Source organism: Mesorhizobium tamadayense, from assembly GCF_003863365.1.
Taxonomy (GTDB): Bacteria; Pseudomonadota; Alphaproteobacteria; order Rhizobiales; family Rhizobiaceae; genus Mesorhizobium; species Mesorhizobium tamadayense.
Window position 1 is genome coordinate 21577 of the sequence record NZ_RQXT01000024.1, and the last position, 22339, is coordinate 43915.

At 64.8% G+C, this 22339-nt stretch carries 23 protein-coding genes; 4 read left to right on the forward strand and 19 right to left on the reverse strand.

The window, feature by feature from the left end:
• Window positions 1–58: 58 nt before the first annotated feature.
• The 6 genes from EH240_RS19335 to EH240_RS19360 form a co-directional block, all read right to left on the reverse strand.
• Window positions 59–1243, reverse strand: a complete 1185-nt coding sequence (locus tag EH240_RS19335; protein ID WP_125001385.1) for an ABC transporter substrate-binding protein — start codon at window positions 1241–1243, stop codon at window positions 59–61.
• A 36-nt stretch (window positions 1244–1279) separates the two neighbouring features.
• Window positions 1280–2362 carry a CobW family GTP-binding protein gene (locus tag EH240_RS19340; RefSeq protein ID WP_125001388.1) on the reverse strand — a complete coding sequence of 361 codons (1083 nt, stop codon included), beginning with the start codon at window positions 2360–2362 and terminating at the stop codon, window positions 1280–1282.
• Window positions 2349–4013, reverse strand: coding sequence for an amidohydrolase (locus EH240_RS19345; RefSeq protein ID WP_125001390.1), 1665 nt, complete (start codon window positions 4011–4013; stop codon window positions 2349–2351). Before EH240_RS19345 ends, EH240_RS19340 begins: the two co-directional genes overlap by 14 nt.
• 67 nt (window positions 4014–4080) lie before the next feature.
• Window positions 4081–4854, reverse strand: coding sequence for an SDR family NAD(P)-dependent oxidoreductase (locus EH240_RS19350; RefSeq protein WP_125001395.1), 774 nt, complete (start codon window positions 4852–4854; stop codon window positions 4081–4083).
• A complete protein-coding gene (locus EH240_RS19355) occupies window positions 4851–5648 on the reverse strand; it encodes an SDR family oxidoreductase (protein WP_125001398.1) in 798 nt (265 codons plus the stop codon). The genes EH240_RS19350 and EH240_RS19355 overlap by 4 nt, the downstream gene beginning before the upstream one ends.
• A 4-nt stretch (window positions 5649–5652) precedes the next feature.
• Complete coding sequence (locus EH240_RS19360; protein WP_125001401.1) at window positions 5653–7044, reverse strand: transaminase; 1392 nt, start codon at window positions 7042–7044, stop codon at window positions 5653–5655.
• A 161-nt stretch (window positions 7045–7205) separates the two neighbouring features.
• On the opposite strand from EH240_RS19360, the gene EH240_RS19365 reads away from it, so the two are divergent.
• Together EH240_RS19365 and EH240_RS19370 are read left to right on the forward strand one after the other, a co-directional pair.
• Window positions 7206–7952: an IclR family transcriptional regulator gene (locus EH240_RS19365; protein WP_125001404.1), complete on the forward strand. Its 747-nt coding sequence runs from the start codon at window positions 7206–7208 to the stop codon at window positions 7950–7952.
• Window positions 7953–8125: 173 nt separating this feature from the next.
• A complete protein-coding gene (locus EH240_RS19370; protein ID WP_125001407.1) occupies window positions 8126–9079 on the forward strand; it encodes a helix-turn-helix domain-containing protein in 954 nt (317 codons plus the stop codon).
• Between the two features lie 133 nt (window positions 9080–9212).
• On the opposite strand, the gene EH240_RS19375 is transcribed toward EH240_RS19370, so the two are convergent.
• From EH240_RS19375 to EH240_RS19385, 3 genes are all read right to left on the reverse strand, one after another.
• The gene (locus tag EH240_RS19375; RefSeq protein WP_125001409.1) at window positions 9213–10214 is read right to left on the reverse strand and encodes an NADP-dependent oxidoreductase; all 1002 of its coding nucleotides are present in this window, start codon (window positions 10212–10214) and stop codon (window positions 9213–9215) included.
• An 89-nt stretch (window positions 10215–10303) separates the two neighbouring features.
• Window positions 10304–11170 carry an alpha/beta fold hydrolase gene (locus EH240_RS19380; protein ID WP_125001412.1) on the reverse strand — a complete coding sequence of 289 codons (867 nt, stop codon included), beginning with the start codon at window positions 11168–11170 and terminating at the stop codon, window positions 10304–10306.
• Window positions 11171–11256: 86 nt separating this feature from the next.
• Window positions 11257–12072: an oxidoreductase gene (locus EH240_RS19385; RefSeq protein WP_125001415.1), complete on the reverse strand. Its 816-nt coding sequence runs from the start codon at window positions 12070–12072 to the stop codon at window positions 11257–11259.
• Between the two features lie 103 nt (window positions 12073–12175).
• On the opposite strand from EH240_RS19385, the gene EH240_RS19390 reads away from it, so the two are divergent.
• On the forward strand, window positions 12176–12742 hold the full coding sequence (locus EH240_RS19390; protein WP_125001418.1) for a TetR/AcrR family transcriptional regulator: 567 nt from the start codon (window positions 12176–12178) through the stop codon (window positions 12740–12742).
• Between the two features lie 111 nt (window positions 12743–12853).
• Here EH240_RS19390 and EH240_RS19395 read toward each other — a convergent pair whose 3' ends face one another.
• The gene (locus EH240_RS19395) at window positions 12854–13840 is read right to left on the reverse strand and encodes a zinc-dependent alcohol dehydrogenase family protein (RefSeq protein ID WP_125001421.1); all 987 of its coding nucleotides are present in this window, start codon (window positions 13838–13840) and stop codon (window positions 12854–12856) included.
• Between the two features lie 101 nt (window positions 13841–13941).
• Between EH240_RS19395 and EH240_RS19400 the strand changes: the two genes are divergently transcribed.
• Window positions 13942–14844, forward strand: coding sequence for a LysR family transcriptional regulator (locus tag EH240_RS19400; RefSeq protein WP_125001424.1), 903 nt, complete (start codon window positions 13942–13944; stop codon window positions 14842–14844).
• A gap of 7 nt (window positions 14845–14851) precedes the next feature.
• On the opposite strand, the gene EH240_RS19405 is transcribed toward EH240_RS19400, so the two are convergent.
• The 9 genes from EH240_RS19405 to EH240_RS19445 all read right to left on the reverse strand — a co-directional run bounded on the left by EH240_RS19405 (window position 14852) and on the right by EH240_RS19445 (window position 22316).
• Window positions 14852–15823 (reverse strand): branched-chain amino acid ABC transporter permease, encoded by a 972-nt coding sequence (locus EH240_RS19405; RefSeq protein WP_125001427.1) that lies wholly within the window; start codon window positions 15821–15823, stop codon window positions 14852–14854.
• Between the two features lie 4 nt (window positions 15824–15827).
• Complete coding sequence (locus EH240_RS19410) at window positions 15828–16721, reverse strand: branched-chain amino acid ABC transporter permease (protein WP_125001430.1); 894 nt, start codon at window positions 16719–16721, stop codon at window positions 15828–15830.
• A gap of 3 nt (window positions 16722–16724) precedes the next feature.
• Complete coding sequence (locus EH240_RS19415; RefSeq protein ID WP_125001565.1) at window positions 16725–17435, reverse strand: ABC transporter ATP-binding protein; 711 nt, start codon at window positions 17433–17435, stop codon at window positions 16725–16727.
• Window positions 17428–18165, reverse strand: coding sequence for an ABC transporter ATP-binding protein (locus EH240_RS19420; protein WP_125001433.1), 738 nt, complete (start codon window positions 18163–18165; stop codon window positions 17428–17430). Before EH240_RS19420 ends, EH240_RS19415 begins: the two co-directional genes overlap by 8 nt.
• A gap of 78 nt (window positions 18166–18243) precedes the next feature.
• Entirely contained in the window at window positions 18244–19452 is a 1209-nt protein-coding gene (locus EH240_RS19425) for an amino acid ABC transporter substrate-binding protein (RefSeq protein WP_167484075.1), read from the reverse strand.
• A 66-nt stretch (window positions 19453–19518) separates the two neighbouring features.
• Window positions 19519–19911 (reverse strand): nuclear transport factor 2 family protein, encoded by a 393-nt coding sequence (locus EH240_RS19430; RefSeq protein WP_125001438.1) that lies wholly within the window; start codon window positions 19909–19911, stop codon window positions 19519–19521.
• Window positions 19912–19928: 17 nt separating this feature from the next.
• Window positions 19929–20723, reverse strand: a complete 795-nt coding sequence (locus EH240_RS19435) for a MoaF C-terminal domain-containing protein (RefSeq protein ID WP_125001441.1) — start codon at window positions 20721–20723, stop codon at window positions 19929–19931.
• 13 nt (window positions 20724–20736) lie between these two features.
• Window positions 20737–21525 carry an SDR family NAD(P)-dependent oxidoreductase gene (locus EH240_RS19440; protein ID WP_125001444.1) on the reverse strand — a complete coding sequence of 263 codons (789 nt, stop codon included), beginning with the start codon at window positions 21523–21525 and terminating at the stop codon, window positions 20737–20739.
• A 203-nt stretch (window positions 21526–21728) separates the two neighbouring features.
• The gene (locus tag EH240_RS19445) at window positions 21729–22316 is read right to left on the reverse strand and encodes a YceI family protein (protein WP_125001447.1); all 588 of its coding nucleotides are present in this window, start codon (window positions 22314–22316) and stop codon (window positions 21729–21731) included.
• Window positions 22317–22339: the final 23 nt, after the last annotated feature.

Here is a 22339-nt window from a genome sequence, read left to right on the forward strand (position 1 = left end):
GATATCCCGATCCAAAGGACGGCACGGCAGCCGCCGCGCCGTCCGATTTAAGCGACCATCACTTGGCCTGCGGCAGCATCAGCCAGTCCGGCGTCTCGACCTTCCAGGCGCCGTTCTCGAGCTTCATCACCTTGGTGGCCTGCATCGGCGAATGCGTCTTGGCCTTACCGAAGACGTAAGCGCTGCCGGCGAGCGGGTTGGTGAGCGGCTGCATGTTGTGCAATGCCTTGGCGACGCTTTCGCGCGTCACCTCGCCATCGATCGAGGCGACGACCTTGAGGAACAGCTCGGCGGCAAGATAGCCGCCCTGCGAGAAGGCGGTGAGCGGCCGGTTTGCCTTCTGCATGTCGGCAATCCACTGCGCGTTGGCGGCCGAGTTCTTCTCGGTGTAAGGCTCCCACTCGGTGCCGACATAGATCGGCTGCTTGGTGTCGGCCAGCGCCTTGGCGACCTGCTCGGTGTAACCTGGCGCCAGAAACAGCCAGTTGATACCGGTGATCTTCTGCGCATCGACCGTCTTGATCAGCTGCACCACCTGCGGCTCGACCTGGTTGGTCAGCACCGCGTCGCAGCCGGCATCACGCGCCTTGATGGCGTAGGGTGTGAGATCGCCTTGGAAGGGCAGCGTCAGGTCGATCAGATGGATCTTCTGGCCGCTGATCTTCTCCCAGTTCTCGATCGCCTTCTTGTAGGCCTCCTGCGTGCCGCCGATGATGATGAAGAAGGCGCAGAGCTTTTTCGTCTTCAGCTCGTTGGCGGCGTAGTAGGCCATCGCGGTCGAGAGCGTGTAAGGCCCGACATTGACCGGCGCGACATTGGGCGAGGAGAAGCAGGCGGCGTCGACGCCGAGACCTTGTACCGAGAGGATCTTCTTGCGGCTGTAGGTGGTGGAATTGACGGCGCAGTCGAGCAGGCTCGCCGAGCCGACCAGCGCCACCGCCTCCTTGTTGTCGATCAGGTCGCGCGCGGCCTGCGCTGCCACCGCCGGATCGGCCTTGTCGTCGGCGATCGTGTAGTCGATCTTGCAGCCATTGATGCCGCCGGCGGCATTGACCGCATCGAAGGCGGCCTGCGTCGCCTTCGGCACTTCCGAGAAATCGGCCGGGCCGGTGACGGTCGATACGGCGCCGACCTTGATGGCGCCATCCTTGCAGGTCGGTCCGGCGGCCGATGCCGTGCCGGCCGTGGCAGAAAGGCCGATGCCGGCCAGTGCCGCCGCGAGCAGTCTCGATTTCCAATGCATGTTTTGCTCTCCCATTTTTGTCATGCGTTTCTCGGTTCAGGCGGCGGCGAGCACCGGCGATGCGATGCTGTCTGCGTCTATCGACGCGAATTTCACCAGCGTGCGCGCGATGGTCTCGCGCTCGATGTCGCGGACGATGAACACCAGCCGGGTGCGGCGGTCGGCGGACGGCCAGCGGTCGAGCCGCGCCGGCGGGTGGAAGACATGCTGCACGCCATGCAGGACGAGCGGCCGCTCCGGCTCGTCCGCGACATGCACGAGGCCCTTGAAGCGCAAAAGGTCCTCGCCCCTCAGCGCCGCGACATAGTCGAGCCAGCGCGCGAAGGCGTCCCATTCCACCGGCTTGTCGATGACGAAGCTGAAGGACTGGATGCCGTGATGCGCATCATGACGATGGTCGTGTTGGCAGTTCGGACCGCAATGATGGTCGTGATGCGCAACCGCTTCGAGCCGCGTGGCGATGCGCGTCACAGCCGCCGCGGCGTCGGCGGGCAGGCTTGCCAGCAGATCCAGCTCGATTTCACCGTTGCGTGCGACGGTCTGCTCGACCGTCGGCGCAAGATGATCGAGCCGGTGCAGCAGCGCGTTTAGAGCATCATCAGATACAAGATCGGTCTTGGTGACCAACAACCGATCGGCAACCGCTACCTGCTTGGTAGCTTCCACATGGCGTTCGAGCGTCGCCGCGCCGTTGACCGCATCGACCGTGGTGACGATGCCGCCGATGCGAAAACGAGCCATCAGCTCAGCTTCGGCCATCAGCGTGTGCAGGATCGGCGCCGGGTCGGCGAGCCCCGTGGTTTCGATGATCACACGATTAAGCGGCGGCGTTTCCCCAGCTTCGCTCCTGCGGTCGAGTTCCTTCAGCGTTGCGACCAGATCGCCGCGCACCGTGCAGCAGACGCAGCCATTGTCGAGCAGCGTGAACTGCTCCTCGCTGGCCTCGATCAGGAGGTGATCGAGACCGACGGCGCCGAACTCGTTGACGATGACCGCGGCTCCCGCCAGCGACGGCTTGCGCAGCAGGCGGTTGAGCACCGTGGTCTTGCCGCTGCCCAGGAAGCCGGTGAGGATCGTCACCGGGATCTTGGCGTCGTTTGAGGGTTCAGGCGCGCTCATAGACCACCCTCCCCTCGAAATATGTCGTCAGCACCTTGGTGTCGGCGAGGTCTTCGGCCGGCGTCTCCAGCACGTTGCGATCGAGCACGATGAGGTCGGCCGACTTGCCGATCTCGATCGAGCCGACCGTGTCGGCAAGGCCGATGGCGCGCGCCGAGTTGATGGTGAATATCTCGAGCGCGGTGGCGACATCGATCGCCTGCTCAGGCCAAAGCGACGCGCCCGGAAACGCGCCGCTCGGGTTGCGGCGCGTCACCAACCCCTCGATGCCGTCCCACGGATCGGGGTTGGGCATCACGGGCCAGTCGGAGCCGCCGGCAAGCAGCGCGCCGGCGGCAAGCAGGTCCCTGTTCGGCCAGAAGCGCAGCGCGCGCGCCTCGCCCATGGTCTGCTTGTGGCCTTCGAGGAAGCTCGTCGGATACCACAGGAAGGGCGAGAGATCGGCAACGACGCCAAGCTCGGCAAAGCGGGCAATGTCGGTCGGCGCGATGTAGCTCGCATGCGCGATGTGATGCTTGAGCTTCGTCGGCCCGTTGAAGGAGCGCACGACGTCGATGGCGTCCAGCGCCTGGCTGACGGCGGCGTCGCCGGCGCAGTGGATTTTCACGCCGAGGCCGAGCTTCTCGCATTTGCCGACCCAGCGGATCAGCTCCGGCACGGTGACGATGGTCGAGCCGTGGAAGCAGCAGCCGAGCACAGGATCCTTGGTGTAGGGCTCGTGGAAAGCGGCGGTGCGGGCGCCCGGCACGCCATCAAGGAAGATCTTCACGAAATCCGGCTTGGCATGGGCGCCGCGATACTGCTCGCGCAAGGCGATCAGTTCGTCGCCGGCGATGCCGAACATGAAGGAGGGCTCCACGGCAGGCATGGCCGACACCGACCAGGCGGTGAGCTCGCCGCGATCGTCGAGGCCCTTCAGCGCCGCAAGGATCGGCTGCATGGCGGCGGCGTCGAGGAAGGCTGTGACGCCGTAGGAATTGAGGGTCGCGATCGAGCGCGCCATCGCGGCGCGGTCCATCTCCTGCGTGTAATGGCCGGATTGCGCGATGGTGCGCTCGACGATGCCGGCGGCGGATTCGATCATCATGCCGGTCAGCGCGCCGGCGCCCGCATCGCGCCCGATCGAGCCCTTCTCCGGGTCCGGCGAGGAGGCGGAGAGGCCGGCCAGAGCAAGCGCCTGCGAATTGACCCAGCGGTTGTGATAGGTGTCGTCGCGCAGCATGACCGGCCGGCCTTGGCTGACCCGGTCGAGCGCCGCCAGCGCTTCCAGCCGGTTGAGCTTCGGCAGCAGGTCGCTGCCCCACTGGCCGCCGATGATCCATGATCCCTCGGGCGCCTTGACTGCCGCCTCGCCGACGTGCGCAATCAGCGTCTCGAAGCTCGCCGTCGGCGGGAAGCGCAGTTCGAACAATTCCGCCTGGCCGCCCATCATCAGATGCGCGTGCACATCGACGATGCCCGGCATCATCATCGCACCCTTGAGGTCGACGACGCGCGTGGAGGCGCCGGTCAACCCTGAAACATCCGCCGCCTCGCCGACCGCGACGATGCGCCCGCCCTTGACCGCAACGGCCGAGGCCCAGGGCCGCTTGCGGTCGAGCGTGTAGATGCGGCCATTGGTGAAAACCAGGTCGGCGCTTCTGTCCGGCATTTTTTTCCTCTCCTCTCCCTTCGACCGGCGCCCTCACGCCGGCCGAACGGACTAACTCCAGGTCACGTCACACCGCCCTGTTCTGCGTCGGCGCGCGACCGCCGCCATCCGCCACCAGCACCGCGCCGGTGACGAAGGACGCTTCGTCGGACGCCAAAAACAGGCAGCAGGAGGCGATCTCTTCGGGCTCGGCGACGCGGCGCAGCGCGATGCGGTTGGTCAACGCCGCGAACTCGTCTTCCGGTGTCGAGCCGTTGGCGGCTGCGGCCACTTTCATCTCGTAGACGCTCATCGGCGTGCGCACCCATCCGGGCGCCACCGCATTGGCGCGAATGCCGTCCGGGCCATGCGCGAAGGCGAGCGATCGCGTATAGGACACGAGTGCCGCCTTGCTTGCCGAATAGGAGGCATTCTGGCCGCTGGCGTTGAAGGCGCCGACCGAGGCGATGTTCACGATCGCGCCGCCGCGCTCCTTCAGCAGAGGCAACGCCGCGCGGCAGACCATCATCGAGCCGGTGACGTTGACGGCAAAACTCTTCGCCCAGGTCTCGTCGCTGAGCGTCTCCGGCTCGTCGAAGATCATTACGCCGGCGGCATTGACGACGATATCGAGGCGGCCGTCGCAGGCGTCGATGGCGCGGGCGATATCGGCGGCATCCGTGATGTCGCCGCGCACGGCGATGCCGCCGCTGGCCTTCGCCGCATCCTCCAGCACGTCCCCGCCATGGCCGAAGAGGACGATCCTGGCGCCGTGGCGGCCGAACAGCTCGGCGGTGGCGCGGCCCATGCCGGTGGCGGCACCGGTGACCATGGCCGTGCGGCCCTCGAGGCGGCGGCTCATGACAGCCCCCAATGCCGCTCGACGGCATAGCCGGTCTCCGGCAGGGTCGAGCCGCCGTCGACGACGATGGTCTGGCCGGTCAAGTATTTCGCCTGCTCGGAAGCGAGATAGAGCATGGCATAGGCGATGTCGTCGGCCTCGCCGAGCTGACCCATCGGAATGAATTGGCCGAGCCGGTCCGCTACGTCCGGCTTGCTCATGGTGCCGCGGCCGGGCTTGGCGATGAAGCCCGGCTCGACGCCGTTGACGGTGATGCCGTCGCGCGCGAATTCGAAGGCGGCGCCGCGGATGAAGGCGTTGACGCCAGCCTTGGCCGCCGAATAATGCGCGCCGCCTGCCATCGCCACACGCGCCGACACCGACGAGGTGACGAGGATGCGGCCGAAGCCGTTGGCGCGCATCACCGGCGCCGCCGCCTGCGCCAGCCAGAAGCAGGCCTTGAGGTTCACGGCCAGCGCCTCTTCGAGCTTGTCCTCGTCGAGTTCCTCGACCGAGGCCCAGGGACAGCCGCCGGCGTTTTGGACGACGATGTCGAGACGGCCGGCCTCGCGCGTGACGTCGCCGACGAGTGTGTGAATCGCGGCGCGGTCGAGCCCGGCAAGCGCAACAGCGCGAGCGGCAAAGCCGCGCGCCGAGAGATCGGCAGCAAGCGCCTGTGCGACATCGAGCGTGCGGTTGGCGATAACGACCGAGGCGCCGGCTTCGGCGAAGCGCGTGACGATTGCCGCACCTATGCCGCGCCCGCCGCCGGTCACCAGCGCCACCTTGCCCGTGAGGTCGAACGGGGCCGCCATCACTTCACACGACGCCCGCGCCGCGAACCAAGTCGACGAAGCGGGCGAAGACGTCCGTATGGCGATCGACATCGGCCGGTGCGGTCGCCGGGCACATCAGGAACATGGTGTGGAACGGCGTCACCAGTATGCCTTCGTTCATGTAGAAGGCGTGCAGCAGCGTCTCGAGGTCGCCGCGCCGGCCGGCAATGACGTCGGCGCCTTTGCGCGGCGGGTTCGGCATGAACATGATCTCGGTGCGGGCGCCGACCTGCGTCACATGCCAGGGCAATTTGTTGGTTCGGATGATGCCCCACGCGGCGTCGGCAAGCCGCGAGGCGTTGGCGATCATGAGCTCGAAGTTCGCCGGCGTCAGCACCTCTTCCAGCACCGCGCGCATGGTGGCGACGGTGAGCGCGTTGCCGGCAAGCGTGCCGCCTATGCCGAGATGCGCCGACTGGCGCACGCGCGGATTGACCATCGGCACGATTGTCCACAGCCGCTCGGCGATCTCCTGCGAGACGCCGAACACGCCGACCGGGATGCCGCCGGCGATCGCCTTGCCGGCGACCAGCATATCGGGCTCCAGCCCATGCAGCGCGGTGTAGCCGCCGGGGCCGCTGGAGATGGTGTGCGTCTCGTCGATGATCAGCACCGTGCCGGTGCGGCGCGTGATCTCGCGCAATGCTTGGTGAAAACCGTCGGCGACCGGGATCATGCCGAAATTGGTCATCAGCGGCTCGGTCAGCACGCAGGCGACGTCGCCATGCGACAGCGCTTCCTCGAGCGCCGCCACGTCGTTGAATTCGACTACCCGGGAGACGGCGGAATGGTCGACGCCGTTCGGATGGATCATGTTGCGCATGCCGACGCGGCCGTCGCGGATCTCGACATGCGCCTCCTCGACGCCGCCATGATAGCAGCCCGAGAAGACCAGCACCTTGTCGCGGCCGGTGATCATGCGCGCGATGCGGATGGCGCCGCGATTGGCGTCGGTGGCCGAGGTGGTCAGCGTCCAGTAAGGCAGGCAAAAGCGCCGCGTGAGTTCTTCACCGACCCAGAGGCTGTCCTCGGTGGGCAGCATCATTGTGGTGCCGTTCTGCAGTTGATGAAGCGCCGCGCGGGTTACCGCCTCCGGCGCGTGGCCGCACATGCCGCCGGTGTCGCCGAGCGCGAAGTCGACATAGTCGTGGCCGTCGATGTCGCGGATATGCGCGCCGCGCGCCGAAGCGGCATAGACCGGGAAGCCGCCGGCCCAGCGCCGCATCCAGTGCGACGGCCCGCCATAGAGGAAGTGCTTCTTGCCCTCTTCCCAGGCCGCCGCCGAGCGCGGATGCGTGTCGAGGAAGCGCGCCTGCTGGCGGTCGAGCAGGTGTTCAATCGTCGCGGGTTGCAAATCGTTTCTGCTGGCGGCCATCACGGCGCTGAACTCTCCCTGACGCGCAAAATTCCGGGGCGCTTAACCGTTCCCAGTCGGTTCATTATTTGAACCATTGTTTTGTATGTTATATGCACACTGCAAGCTGGATCGGCTTCTGTCAAGTTAATTCACATGCGAAGTATCTCGGAGAAGGCATCATGAGCACAGTGGGCAAGGCGGTGTCGCTGTTGGAGCTGTTCACGCTGCACGAGCCGGAGATCGGGCTATCCGATCTCGCCCGCCGGGCTGGGCTGGACAAGGCCACCGCCCGGCGCCTCTTGATGGCGCTCGCCGCCCACCGGCTGATCGAGCAGGAGCCGCGGAGCCGCCGCTACCGGCTGGGCGCCGGCCTGTCGCGGCTCGCACGCATTCGCGACGCGCATTTCCCCTTCGTGCGCCTCGCGGCGCCGGTGATCCGGGAACTCGCGCTCGAGACCGGCGAGACCGTGCATCTGTCGGAATTCAGCGCCGGCGCGCTGCTCACCGTGCATGTCGAACTGTCGGCCAAGGCCAACCGGGTCAATGTCGATGTCGGCCAGGTGCTGCCGCTGCACGGCACGGCATCGGGTATTGCCTTCCTCGCCGCCTCGCGGCTGGAAGTGGTCAGCGCCTATCTTGAGAAGCCTTTGCAGGCCTTCACCGCGCATACGATGACAGGGCCGGACACGCTGGCAAAAGCCATCGCGTTTGCAGCGGCAAGCGGCTATTCGCGCAGCTCGCAGGGTTATGAGGAAGGCGTGCACAGCATAGGTGCCGCGATCCTCGGCGCTGACGGCCAGCCGATCGGCACGTTGTCGATCGCCTCCCCCGTCTCACGCGTCGACGACAAGGTGGCGGCCGGCCAGGGCGAGGCGGCGGTCAGGGCGGCCAGGCTGATCACTGCACGGCTGACCGGCGAGGCATAACGTCATCTCTGCCGTTGCGGCAGAGATGGTTAGCGTGTTAACTTCCGAGCTGGACGCTTCGGGCATTGCCCTGGCGCCACAATCCCGCGACAAAGACGGGAAGTCTGGTTTGAGCATGATCTTTCCGAAAACCGGTTTCGACATTTCGGGATCATGCTCTGGAGGAGGAAACGATGCATGCTGCCGCCCACCATGTGAGCGTCGCCGACGGCGAGGCCTTCCTGTCCGCGTCGCGGATGCTGTTCGGTCCGATCACCCAGCGCTTTTCGCGCGGCGAAGCACCGTCGCTGCCGAAGCTGGTCTCGGTCAATCTGGGCTCCTGCCGCCTGTCCGAGATCAGGGCGAAATCGCATCTGGTCGTCAACGATCGCGCCTTCTGGCGCAGCTTCGACCCCGACGCGATCAAGATCCTGATGCAGCTCAAGGGCCGCAGCCGCTTCGAGCAGCAGCAGACGGCGATAGACCTCGGCCCGCGCGCTGCGATCATCTACGATCCGGTGCGCGCCTATTCGCTGCAGAACCTTTCCGATGTCGACCAGCTTATCCTGCAGGTGCCGCGCTCGACCTTCGGCGACGAGACGCTGGCGCGCCTTTCGGCGCCGGTGCCGCTGCCCGGCGAGGACGACAGCCTGACGCATATCGTGTCGGGCCTGATGCAGATGGCGATCGGCGAGGCGCACAAGCTGGACGAGGCCGGCTGCCGCCGCGTCGGCGAAAGCCTGATTCAGCTCGTCAACGGACTGATCCAGGCCAAGCCGATGGCGCCGGAATTCCGCCGCTCGCCGCTGGAAGCTCTTCGTGAAAGGATCGTCGCCTATATCGACGCCAATCTCGCCCGCAGCAGCCTGTCGGCGGAAGACATCGCCCGCCATATGGGCTGCTCCCGACGCTACCTGCACCGCGCCTTCGAAGGCGAAGGCGCCACACTGGAGCGCTTCGTCTGGGACAGGCGGCTGGAGCGCAGCAAGGAAGAGCTGCTCTCGCCCGCGCGCGCCTCAGCCTCGATCTCCGAAATCGCGTTTGCGTGCGGGTTTAATTCCAGCGCGCATTTTTCGCGGGCGTTCAAGAGCAAGTATGACGTGGCGCCACGGGAACTGAGGGAGCGGGTGCGGGCTGTGGTGCATTGAGGGCAGGAACGCATGACCTGTCGCATCGGCCGGCTCGATAGAAAGCAGCCGCTGGGGCGACTGCCAGACGAGCAGACAGCGCCACGAGCAGGCATCGAATGAAGCCTTCCTGCTTCCCACAAACAGGAAATGGCTACCTGACCTTGATAACGACCTTGCCCTTGGCACGTCCTGTTTCGACATAAGCCAGAGCCTTGTTGGTCGCTTCAAATGGAAAGACCCGATCCACGACCGGGCGGATTGCCCCGGACTCGACCAGGGAAGTGATTTTGCCCAGCTGATCGCCCTGCGCCCACATGAAGAGGAACGAATAGTTCACGCCACGGCGCTTGGCTTTGGTCCGAATAGCGCGGCTTAGAAGGCGCAGAACCATCCTAAGCATCACGTTCAGTCCCTTTTCCCTGGCAAATTCGGGATCCGGTGGACCGGAGATGGAAATGAGCTTCCCGCCTGGTTTCAGCACATTCAGGGATTTTTCAAGCGTTTTGGCGTCCTGACTGTTCAAGACGACGTCGTAGCCCGACAGAACTTTCTCGAAGTCGTCCTTCCTGTAGTCGACGACGGTGTCGGCGCCGAGACCTTTCACCAGATCGGCGCTCGCTGCGCTGGCCGTTGTCGCAACGGTCGCGCCGAGGTGCTTGGCCAACTGAATGGCGATTGATCCAACGCCGCCGGATCCGGCCTGGATAAAGACTTTCTGCCCTTTCCTCAGGCTTGCCCTTTCGACGAGCGTCTGCCAGGCGGTCAGACCGACCAGAGGGATCGAGGCTGCCTCTTCCATGCTTAAGTTTTTGGGCTTCAAGGCAACGTCGGCTTCATTGATGGCGATGGATTCGGCGAACGTCCCTATCCGTCCATCGCGCGGGCGTGCGTAGATTTCATCGCCGGGCTTGAACTTGCGAACTTTTGATCCGACCCGGACGACCCGCCCAGCCACGTCGTGGCCCAGGATGAACGGCCGGCGATACGGCAGGATGAGCTTGAATTCGCCGGTTCTGATCTTGGAATCCAGCAGATTCACCCCGGCAGCATGGACCTCGACCAAGACATCGTTGTCCTGAAGCTCCGGCTCCGGCATCTCGGCCAACCGCAGAATGCCCTTCTTATTATACTTATCGACAACGAATGCCTTCATGGCAGTTACTTTCTATGATTGTCTGTTGGGTGTTCCGGGACGGAACAAGCCCCAGCGTTTCGGCTGCAACGCCGCATGTGAGAAAGGCGTCAGGCCTCGAGGAAGGACACTGCTTTGGGGACGAAATCGGTGTAATTCTGAAAGACCCCGCCATGCCCGGCATCCGGGTAGATCACCAGATGCGCCCTCGGGATGCGCCGGGCGAGGTCATAGGTATTGCTGCTCGGCACCATCCTATCCTGATCCCCATTCGCAACCAGAGTGGGAATGCGGATGGCGCTCAGGTCTTGCGGCGCCTGCAGTCCATAGGCCTTGATCGCCTTGAATTGCGCGCTGAGCGCGCGCAGCGATATCGCCTTGTCCCGGTTGGTCCTGCGCTCCTTCAGCCGGTCCAGAAATGCGTTCGCGGCGCGGCGACCATTCGGCGTCCTTGTGAAGAAGAGATAGTATTTCGGGTCTCGAAAAGTCAGCCAGCCCTTGATCATGTCCACGATCGTCAGCGGCGTCACCTTGTCGATGCCTTCACCGCCTGCCGGCCCTGTGCCGGCCAGGATGAGTTTGCGCACAAGCCTAGGCTCAGTCAGAACGATATCCTGCGCCACGAAGCCGCCGAGTGAAAAGCCGAAGAGATCGACTTCTTCGATTCCCAAGGCCCGGATAAAGGCGACCGCGTCCCGCGCCATCTCGGGTATGGTGGACGGCGTTTTGCCACCCGAAGCACCGATGCCGCGATTGTCGACGGTGATCACCCAGCGTGTCGCGGCGAGGCCATCGACGATGCGTGGATCAAAGTTGTCCAGCTGAGCGCCGAGGTGGTTGAGCAGGATCACCGGCACGCCGGTCCTGGGCCCGAGTTCCCGGTAGACAAATGCCGTACCACCGACATCGACAGAGCGGGTCGGAGTGTCCCGGAACAATGCGCGGAAATGGGGGGCCTGATTGAATGTATGCGTCATGCTTGCCACTTCCGTCCTATGGCGCCTGACCAATTGTGTTGTGGTTGCCAGTCTCATGTGCGTGAAATCCTCTGCCTTGCTGTTGTTCAGACCGGCAAGCGGAACTGCTTGCGCAGGCTCTTGTCGAATATCCCTGCGGGGGCAAAACGGCGCAGCATGCTGACCTGCCGCGCCGCCTTGCCGGCGGTATAACGCCGCCGCGGACGGGCATCGGTCGCTGCCCTGACGACCACCTCCGCCACCACCTCCGGCCGGTCGGCTATCGGCATCACATCGCGAAGGAGCGCAGCGACCCCGGCCCGCGCATTATCGTATTCCTTCAACAGGGAATCCGGCTCGATTCCGTTCTGGTCGAAGACGGTACGCACGAATGCCGGCTCGATGACGGAGACGCGAATATTAAAGGCACGAACCTCGTGATCGAGCGATTCCGAATAGCCCTCAAGCGCGTGCTTGACCGCCGAGTAATGAGCTGAGTATGGCGCGGGTACCAATCCCAGAATCGAGCCGATATTGATGATGCGCCCTTGGCCGCGCCGCCGCATCGACGGCAATACCGCGTTGGTCATCCGCATGACGCCGAACAGATTGACGTCGAACAGGGCTTGAACTTGGGCGACCGAGGATTCCTCGGCACCCCCAAGCAGGCCGACGCCGGCGTTGTTGACCAACAGGTCGATCCTGCCGGTTCGCGATAGCACGGTCGAAACGAGCGTGTTGACGGCGACATCGTCAGTCACGTCGCAAGCCAGCATCGTCACCCCATCCGGGCCGTTGCCGGCCTCGCGGCGACTTGTTCCGAAGACAGTGAACCCCGCCCGCGCCAAGGCTTCGGCGCTGGCGCGGCCTATGCCCGAGGAGGCTCCGGTCACGATTGCGGTTTTTCCAGAATTCGCATTCATTTTGATGCTCCAAACTCAGGGGGCTAGCTTATTTTCATTGATTGAATTATGATTGTAATATCAGATTATGATCATAATGCAATAGCAAATCGGAAGTGAGAACATGCGCTACGAAAAAGGACGGAAGGACGCGTCACGCAGCCGGATCATGGAGGTCGCCGCCGAACGTTTTCGATGCGACGGCATCGCTGCGTCCGGGCTTGCAAGCATCATGAGCGACGCCGGGCTGACGAACGGGGCCTTCTATCCGCATTTTCAGTCCAAGGCGGAGCTTGTCCGGGAAAGCGTGGCGGAGGCCCTGGAGGCTCAGTCGCGTCAATTGCAGGAAGCGTTGGCCTCTGGCGGCCTGGATATGGCCATAGAGGCGTATCTGTCGGCCGAGCACCGGGACAGTCCGGGAAAGGGCTGCGCTTCAGCCGCGCTGTTGCCGGAAATTGCGCGTCAGCCGCCTGAAACGCGGAAACTCTATGCTGAGCGCTTACACACTTTGGTGCGCCAGATAGCTGAAGCTCTTCCGCAGACCAAAGACCCCGAGGGCGCTGCGTTGAGCATTTTTGCTGCGCTCATCGGCGCGCTGCAACTGGCGCGCGCCCTGGAAGGGACGGAATTGTCGGATCGCATTCTTGCGGCAGGGAAGGATGCGGCGCGGGTGCTGATCCAGCAGCGTTAGACGAGGGCGGCGCGCCGCCCATCATCCCTGGGCACGCAGAGTTCCTCAGGCGGGCCGCGCCGAGCGCGCCTTGTCACATGAGCGAGCGGATCGGTTAAGGCCGCGAAGGGCTCAAACCGTCACGACGATCTTGCCGAACTGCTCGCCCGATTCGAGGAAGCGGTGCGCCTCGACGATCCGCTCGAACGGAAAGGTCCTGGCAATCACGGGCTTCAGCGCGCCCGATGCGAGGCCGTCGAGAATGAAGCGCTTAGCTGCTTCCAGCCGCTCCGGATCACCGGTGATTTCGTGGACGAGGTAGCCGCGCAACGTCAGCGTCTTGGCCAGCACCTCGAGCAGCGGGAACGGCGTCGGCTCGGGGCTCAGGCCGCCATATTCGAGGAGGATGCCGCCGCGCGACATCGCGGCCGTCAGAGGCGTGAAGATCGGGCCGCCAACAGCGTCGAGCACGACGCGCACGCCCGCCGGCGCGATCTCCTTCAGCCCCGCTTCGAGGTCTTCTTCCTCGGAAGCCACGACATGGGAAGCGCCCGCAGCGAGCAGCGCCTCTTTCTTGGCGGACGTCCGCGTCACGGCTATCGGCACGGCGCCGACGCTGTTGGCGATCTGGATGGCTGCCAGCCCGACGCTGCTCGAAGCGGCGGTGATGACGACGGGCTCGCCGCGGCCGAGACGGGCGATATCGACCAGCGCGCCATAGGCGGTGAGATACTGCATCCATGTCGCGGCGGCCGCTTCAAAGCCGAGCGACGGCGGATGCTTGACGACGAGCTCGGCCGGAAAGGTGACGAGTTCACCATAGGCCGGCCAGCGCGGCATCGAGCGCGGCGGGATGATGCTGACCGCATCGCCCGGCGCGAAGCCGTCGACGCCGTCGCCGATCGCTTCGACTATCCCGGCCGCCTCAAGGCCGAGGCCCGAGGGCAGCGTGGGCGTCTCGATGTAGGTGCCCTTGCGCATCGAGGCCTCGGCGCGGTTCAGGCCGAGCGCCTTGACACGGATCCGCACGTCGCCCGGACCGGGCGGCGGAACCTCGACATCCTCGATGCGCAGAACCTCCGGACCGCCGTGCCGGTGAAAGCGAACTACCCGTGCCATCCGTTCAACTCCAAATCTAGGTGACGGAATGACTATGCAGACGCCTTTCTGCCCAATAAATCTGGCTTTAGGGAGAACAGTAGAAACCAACGGTTTGGAATATGGATCGCCTCGAAAGCATGGAAGTGTTCGTGAAGGCTGTCGATCTCGGCTCGTTCGCCGCCGCCGCGGCGGCGCTCGACCTGTCGGGTCCGATGGTCGGCAAGCATGTCCGCTTCCTAGAAGAGCGGCTCAGCGTGCGGCTGCTCAACCGCACGACGCGCCGGCAGAGCCTGACCGATTTCGGGCGTGCTTATTACGAGCGCTGCCGAATCGTGCTGGCGGAAGCAGAAGCCGCGGACGCGTTGGCGGCGGAGCAGTTGTCCGAGCCGCGCGGCAAGCTGCGGGTGACGATGCCGGCGCATTTCGGCAGACACTGCGTCACGCCGATCCTGCTCGAGCTTGCGCGCCGCTATCCGACGCTCGAGCTCGACCTGTCGCTCAGCGACCGTTTCGCCGATCTTGTCGAGGACGGCTTCGATCTGGCGATCCGCACCGGAACGCTCGACGACCGGGCCGGCATCATCGCGCGCCGCGTGGCGCGCCAGCGCATGATCGTCTGCGCTTCGCCGTCATACATCGCAAGATTCGGCCAGCCGGCCGGCCTGGAGGATATCGCCGGCCATCAGGCGGTGATCTACCGGCGGCTCGGCCATGTCCTCCAGCCCTGGCTGTTTCCGCGCGTCGACGGCGCTGTCGCGGAGATCGCCCCGGCCGGACGGCTGCGGCTCGACGACCTCGACGCCATCGCGGACGCCGCGACCGACGGCATGGGGCTCGCCTGGCTTCCCTTCTGGCTGGTCCGCTCGCGGATTGACGCCGGCAGGCTTGTCCGGCTGCTGCCGGACCGGGCGGATTATCTCTACGACTGCCACGCGCTCTGGCTGCAGACGCCGCATCTGCCGCTGAAGGTGCGGCTGGCCGTCGATGCGCTGGCGGCGGGGCTGCCGAGACTGATGAGCTAGGCGATCGTCAGGCCGACTTCAGGCGCCGCATCACACCCAGCCGCGTCAGCCCTTTCGGCAGGAACAGCATCGCCAGGATGATGGTCAGGCCGGAGATCACCGGGTGATAGTCGGGCACGACGATACGCGCCAGGTCGAACACCGCATACATCACCAGCGCGCCGAGGATCGGGCCGAGCAGCGTGCCGGTGCCGCCGACCACCGTCATCATCAGCGGCAACAGCATCCAGTCGAGGTGGAACACCGAGTCCGGCCCGACATGGAAGATGTAGTAGGTGTAGAGGCTGCCGGCGACGCCGGCGATGAAGGCGCTGCCGGCGAAGGCCGCGACCTTGACCTTGAGGATATCGATGCCGTTGGCGGAGGCCGCCATCTCGTCGTCGCGCACAGCGATCAGCGCCAGACCGTAGCGCGAGCGCATCAGCGCGCGGATGGCGAGCGCGGTCCCCACCATCAAGCCCAGCCCGACCCAATAATGGGGACGCAGCGTGTCGAAGCTGCTGGCGGGCGCGACGATGCCGAAGGCGCCGCCGGTAAAGTCGCCGCCATTGACGAAGAGCACCTTGACGATCTCGCCGAAGCCGAGCGTGCCCAGCGCGAAATAGTCGCCATGGAGCTTGGACAGAAGCGGCAATCCGATGAGCACCGCCGCGAGCGCCGCGACTAGGCCGCCGAGCAGCATCGTCACCGGATCGAAATAATAGATGCCGGGGTAGGCGTCGTAGAGCGAGCCCCAGAGATAGTTGCCGCTCCACAGGATCGCGGTGGTGTAGGCGCCGAGCCCGAAGAAGGCATGGCTGCCGAGGCTGATCTGGCCGCCGTAGCCGGCGACCAGGTTCCAGCTCTGCGCCATGACAGCGTAGAGGAAGACGAAGAACAGAAAGGAGAAATAGTAGGCGTCGACGGCGCCAGGCAGGAACGGCAGCAGCGCCAGCGCTGCGACGACGACGATTGCGATCCATTGCAGGGCTCGGCTCATCGTCTCAAGCCTTCTTGTAGGGCCGGCTGAATAGACCTTCCGGTTTGAACATCAGCACCAAAAGGAACACTCCGTAGGCGATCGCATTCGTCCAGCCGCCGCTGATGAAATACTGGACGTAGGCCTCGATCAGGCCGAGCAGGATGCCGCCGGCGAGCGCGCCGGTGACGTTGCCGATGCCGCCCAGCGCCAGTGCCACCAGCGCCTTCAGGCTGAAGATGAAGCCGGCGAAGGGGTTGAACGGAAAGGTGGTCGCCACCGCGACACCCGCCGCACCCGCCAGCGCAATGCCTATGGCGAAGGCAATGGCGTTGACGCGGTGCGGGCTGATGCCCATCAGCATTGCTGAGTCCATGTCCTCGGAGGCGGCGCGCACCGCCTTGCCGACAATCGTCTTGCGCAGGAAGAGCATCACCAGCCCGGTGCCGGCGAGCGCGATGAGGAAGCCCATCGAGCGGGTGAAGGAGGTGCGCACGCCGAAGAGCTCGATGCCGCTCGCCGTGTAGCTCGTCACCACCCCGGCAGTGTTGCCGCCCCACACGACGGTCATCAGGTTCTGGACCAAAAACATCAGGCCGACGGCGATCAGCAGCGAGACGTTGCGGTCCTCTTCTGCCGCCGCCTTGCGGAACAGGCCCTGATAGATCAGCCAGCCGACGCCGAGCCCGACCGGCACCACGATGAGGAGCGATAGGAACGGATCGATGCCGAGGCCGTAGAACAGCGCCCGCACGAAATAGGCGGCCAAAATGATCATCGCGCCCTGGGCGAGGAAGATCAGCCGCATGGTGCCGAAGATGAGGCTGAGGCCCACCGCGGCGACGCCATACATGGCGCCGCCGAGCGCGCCGTTGAGCGACAGCTGGAAGAGGATGTCGGGTGGCGGGAGATTGAACATTTTCTACTCCAACACGCCCATATAGGCCTTCTGGATTTCGGGATCGGCGAGAAGCTCGGCGCCGGTGCCATGCATGGCGAGCGAGCCCGTCTGCAGCACGAAGGCATAGCCGGCGACCTTCAGGGCCTGGTGGATGTTCTGCTCGACCAGCAGAATGGTGACGCCCTGGCGGTGCAAGGTCTGGATCAGCGCGAACATCTGCTGCACGACCAGCGGGCTGAGGCCCAGCGACGGCTCGTCGAGGATGAGCAGCGACGGCTCCGACATGGTGGCGCGCGCGATCGCCAGCATCTGCTGCTCGCCGCCGGAAAGCGAGCCAGCCTTCTGATGCGCGCGCTCCTTCAGCCGCGGAAACAGCGTGTAGGCCTTGTCGAGCAATTCCCTGGTGCGCGACCGCGCCTTGGGCTGGAAGGCGCCGAGCTCGAGGTTTTCCAGCACCGTCATCTGGCGGAACAAGCCGCGCCCTTCCGGCACATGGGCGATGCCCATGCGGGCGATCTCCTGCGGCGCCTTGCCGACCAGAGAGTCGCCGGCCAGGCGAATGTCACCGGCTTTCGGTTTTAGCAGGCCGGACACGGTCCTGAGCAGCGTCGTCTTGCCGGCGCCGTTGGCGCCGACGATGGCGACGATCGTGCCGGGATCGACATGGAGCGACACGCCCCACAGCGCGCCGACATCGCCATAGGCGACTTCAAGATCGCTCACTTCAAGCAGCCGGTTCGCCAAGATAAGCCTCGATGACTTTGCGGTTTTGTGCGACCTCGTGCGGCGTGCCGTCGGCGATCTTCTCGCCATGGTCGAGCACGATCACCCGGCTGCACACTTTCATGATGGCGTCGACCTTGTGCTCGACCCAAAGCATCGAGACGGCCTTCTCGCTACGAACACGGCGGATGACGTCCACCATGCGCTGGATCTCGGTCGGGTTGAGGCCGGCCATCGGCTCGTCGAGCAGAAGCAGCGCCGGCTCGGAGGCGATCGCCCTCGCGATCTCCAGCATGCGGCGATCGGAGAGGGTCATATGCGCGGTGCGCATGTCGCGCCTTGCCGTCAGGCCGACCAGCTCGAGCGCCGCATTGGCCGCCTCTGTCGCATGCTTCACGCGCCCCCCTGCCCCATAAACGGTGCCGACCATGACGTTCTCGAAGGCGGTCATGGTGAGGAAGGTGCGCACGAGCTGAAAGGTGCGCGCGACGCCCAAACGGCAGATGCGGTGCGGCGCCGTGCCTGTGATGTCCTGTCCACGAAACAGCACTCGCCCCTCGCTCGGCGCATAGATGGCGGTGATGACGTTGAAGAGCGTCGACTTGCCGGCGCCGTTGGGGCCGATCAGCCCGATCAGCTCGTTGCCGCCGACGGCAATGTCGATGTTGTTGAGGACGACAAGCCCGCCGAAGCGCTTCTTGACCGCCTCGAGGCGCAGCAAGGTGTCGTCCGCCTGCATCGTGCTTCTATCCCTCCCTGGTGACGATGTCGGGGCGGCCGCGCCATGGCGACCGCCTCGCCCGCCAGTTCTATTTCGTCAGCGCTTGTCCCAAGCCGGAGCCGGCTTGTAGGTCCAGTCGCCGTCAGGGTAGATGAGCTGGTGCTTGCCCTGCCACCATTGCGTGGCGACGCTCGGGATCAGCGCGAAGCCGGTGTCGTCGAACTTCAGGTCGCCGACCACAGTGTCCTTGAACTCCTGGCCGAAGATCGCGTCGTGGATCGCCACCGCATCGGTACTGCCGGCCTTCTCGATCGCCTGCGCCAGCACTTGCGCGTTGGCGTAGAAGGCGCCGACGGTGACGGAGTCCTTCTTGAACTCGGCCTCGTAGCGGTCGCCGAGCTCTTTGGCGCCCTTGTAAGGATAGCTCGCCGACCAGAAGCCGTCGGTCAGGATGTAGTCGGAGTCGGGTCCCAGCGCTTCGTGGAACTCGCCGGTCCAGGTGCCCTTCCAGCCATGCAGGTAAGGCACGGAGAAGCCGAGCTCCTTCATCTGGCGAAGCAGCGTGATGGTGTCGGCCGGCGAGCCGAAGACCAGCATGGCGTCGACATCGGAAGCCTTCAGCTTGGTGATCAGGGCCGAATAGTCGGTGGCGCCGATCGCCCAGGGATCGTCGACGGCGAAAGCGTAGCCGTATTTCTTCGCCGCCGCCTCGAAGGCGCCGCCAAAGCCCTTGCCGTCGGGCGAGTCTTCCGAGACCAGCGCCGGATGCTTCGGCTTTTCACTGGCCGGCAGCTTGCCCCAGATCTGGAACGGCACCTCGGCGCCGGGGCCCGGATGGAAGAAGAACAAGGCCGAGTATTTCAGCTTCAGCGGCTGCCATTCGAAGGGAAAGGCCGTCGTGATCATGTAGAACTTCTTGTATTTTTCCGCGACGATGGCGCCGGCGATGTTCATCGGTCCGGAATGGGTCGAAAGCAGCGCGTCCACCTTCTGCACCTTGATCAGGTTTTCCAACGCCGAAGCCACCTTGCCCTCGGAGCTTTCGTCGTCGGCGACAACCAGCCTCACCGGCAGCTTCTTGCCGGCTGACTTGACCATGATGCCGCCGGCCTTGTTGATGTCGGCGACCGCCTGCTCATAGGCCCATTTCTGCTCCTTGCCGTCGCCGGCGAGAGGCCCGGTCAGCGAGATCGGCGCGCCGATGACGATCTCGTCGCCGGCGGCATTGGCGACGACCGTGCCGCCAAGCCCAAGCGCGGTGGTCAGCAGCAAGCCGGCCAGCATTCCCTTCAGACTGATTTCCATTCCATCCTCCCAGGTTTTCATCGGGCCGCCTCCTCCGGGCGAGCCCGCATCCACTGCGCCGATGCCTCAGCTCATCGCGTCTGCGACCAGCTTGGTGTCGGTGAACTGCTCGAAGCTGACGGCCTTGCCGTCCTGCATCTCCCAGACATGGACGACGCGCGCCGTCATCTTCTTGCCTGTCTTTTTGTAGGTGCCCGAATAGGTGCCGATGCCGACGATCGTCGCGCCGCCATCGACCAGCTTTTCGAGCGCGAAAGTGTAGCCGTCCCAGTCCTCGCCGATGCGCTTGAAGACGCCGGCGATGACGGCATCGGGACCGACATAGGTTCCGGCATAAGGAAAGCCGGCCATCTCGGTCCAGGCGGTGCGCCCGGTGATCGGCGCCATCATCGCTGCAAGATCCTTGGCGTCGGAGCCGGCATAGTGGGCCTTGATGGCATCGTAGTTCTTGTTGCTCATCATCCTGCTCCGCGCGCTCAGACCGGCGCCCTGTCGGCGTCGTAGGCAGTTCTCGATTTCTTCTCGATGAAGGCGCCAGCCGGCTTGTTCTCGACCTTGCCGTGGCTGGTCACGCCGAGGAATTTTCCGGTCGAGCGCATCGTGTCCCAGTTGTAGAAGAACAGCGAGGCGACCGGGATGATGAACTCGCGGAAACCGAACAAATACTGGTTCTCGTCGAACTTCCAGGTGGTGGCGAGATCGACGTCGCCATGGCCGCGCTGCACCCCGACGAGGTTCTGCCAGGCATAGCGTTCTGAGCTCAGGTAAATGTGCTCATAGATGTGGTTGGGACTGTAGGTGTAGTGCGCGGTGAGCCCGATCAGGTCGCGCGTCGGCGCCGGCTCGCCGCCGCTCGGCGGAACCGCCAGATCGCCGAGCACGCCGGCCGCGTAGACTTGCGCGACGCGCGGCTCGCCCGGCGCTTCGCCGGGCTCGCGCACCCGCTCGCGCACCGAGAGCACGCGGCGCGTCTTGGTGTTGACGATGAAAGCCTCATCCTCTGTCGGCTTTGCGGCGAAGGTCATGTTGATGAAGAAGACCTGCGGCGCCACTTCCAGAGCCTCGTACCAGTCGGCGCCGGCCTCGCTGGCCTCGCTCCAGGCCACCGTATCGGCGGCGGTGAAGGCGAGATCGATGACGCGGCCGGTCTTCAGCGTGATCTTGAAGGTTTGGCCGCGCAGCGCATCGGTCGTCGGCAGCCGGTTGGTGGCGATGCCGGCGGCGAAGTCGTCGAAATGCTTCCAATCGGCGGGTCTGTTCTGGTCGTTCATCGCCATCTCCAAATCAATCGACAAAAGCGAGCGTCGGCAGATCGACGACAGTGGCGCCGCCGTCGACGGTCAGGATCGATCCGTTCATCATCGCCGCCTCGCTTGAGGCGACGAAGCAGATGACGTTGGATACCTCTTCGGGCGTCGCAGGGCGGCCGAGCGGCACGTCCTTGGTGACGAGGCGGTAGGCCTCATCGATCGAGCCCAGCCCGTGCTTCTCGACGATCACCTGCATCTGCTCGTCGGCCATGGCGGTCGCTACCCAGCCCGGGCAGATTATGTTGGTGCGCACGCCTTGGCGGCCATAATCGCGCGCCAGCGATTTGCCGAAGCCGACGCAGGCATGTTTCATGGTCACGTAGCCGGCCGCCGCAGGTCCGGCGAACAGGCCGGCGATCGAGGCAACGACGACGATATTGCCCTTTCGCGCGATCAGGTCGGGCAGGCATTCGCGGGCGCAGACGAAAGCGGTATCGAGATTGGTGCGCGTCGCCAGCGCCCAGGTCTCGTCGCTCATCGTCGCGGTCGGGCCGACGCCATGGCCGCCGGCATTGGCGACCAGAATGTCGACCGGGCCGACCTTCGCATGGACCTCGGCGAGGGCGGCGCGCACTGCTTTCGCGTCGGCGGCGTCGCCCTGCACCACCAGCCCACCTATGTCTCTGGTGACGGCTTCGAGCGGCTCGCGCCGCCGGCCCATCAGCACCACCTTGGCGCCCTCGCCGGCCATGCGGCGGGCGACCGCAGCACCAATGCCGGTGCCGCCGCCGGTGATGAATGCCGTCTTGCCGGAAAATCTCATTGCTGCCGTCCTAGCGGGGTTGCCGCCCTTGCAGGCGAGAGGCCCAATGTCGTCGATCGTCGATGCGGAGTGTGCGACGGCTAGGTTTTGCCGTCTTGTCCGAGCGGGAACTTTGTTTTGACTGAGCGCGCACTTCGCCGCCGGTCTTGCAAAGTGCCGCGCGACCTTCACGGGCCGCGCGGCGACCGCCCACCCTCGGGCGGCTATTTTTTGATCGCTTCGAGATCGATGACGATGTCGACGTCCGGGCCGAGGCCGAAGCCGTCTGCCGCCTTGGCCATCGGGAAGTCGGCGGTGCTGATCTTGCCGGTGGCGCTGAAAGCTGCCTTGGTCAGCGTCGCATCCCACGGCGCCGGCGCCTCGTTGAGCAGCTTGACGTCGAGGGTGACCTCCTTAGCAACGCCGCTGATGGTGAGATTGCCGGTGACCTTGCCGGTCTTGTCGTCGACCTTCTCGACCTTGGTGCTTTCGAAGCTGATGGTCGGGAACTCGGCCGCGTTGAAGAAGTCCGGCCCCTTCAGGTCGCTATCGCGCTGATCGAAGGCGGTGTGGACCGAGCCGACATCGAGCTCGGCCTTGACGCTGCTTTTCGAGACATCGGCCTTGTCCAGCGCGATCGTGCCCTTGACGGCGTCGAATTGGCCATGGGCGATGCCATAGATGCCGTGCTTGACGGTGAAGGTGACCCAGGCGTGCTGGCCGTCGATCTCGTAATTGTCCGCCCAGGCGGCCGATCCCAGCATGGAAGCGGCCGCGAAAGCGAGCGCGCCAATCAGTTTTTTCGTCGTCACATGTTTCTCCCTGTTGTTGGTTC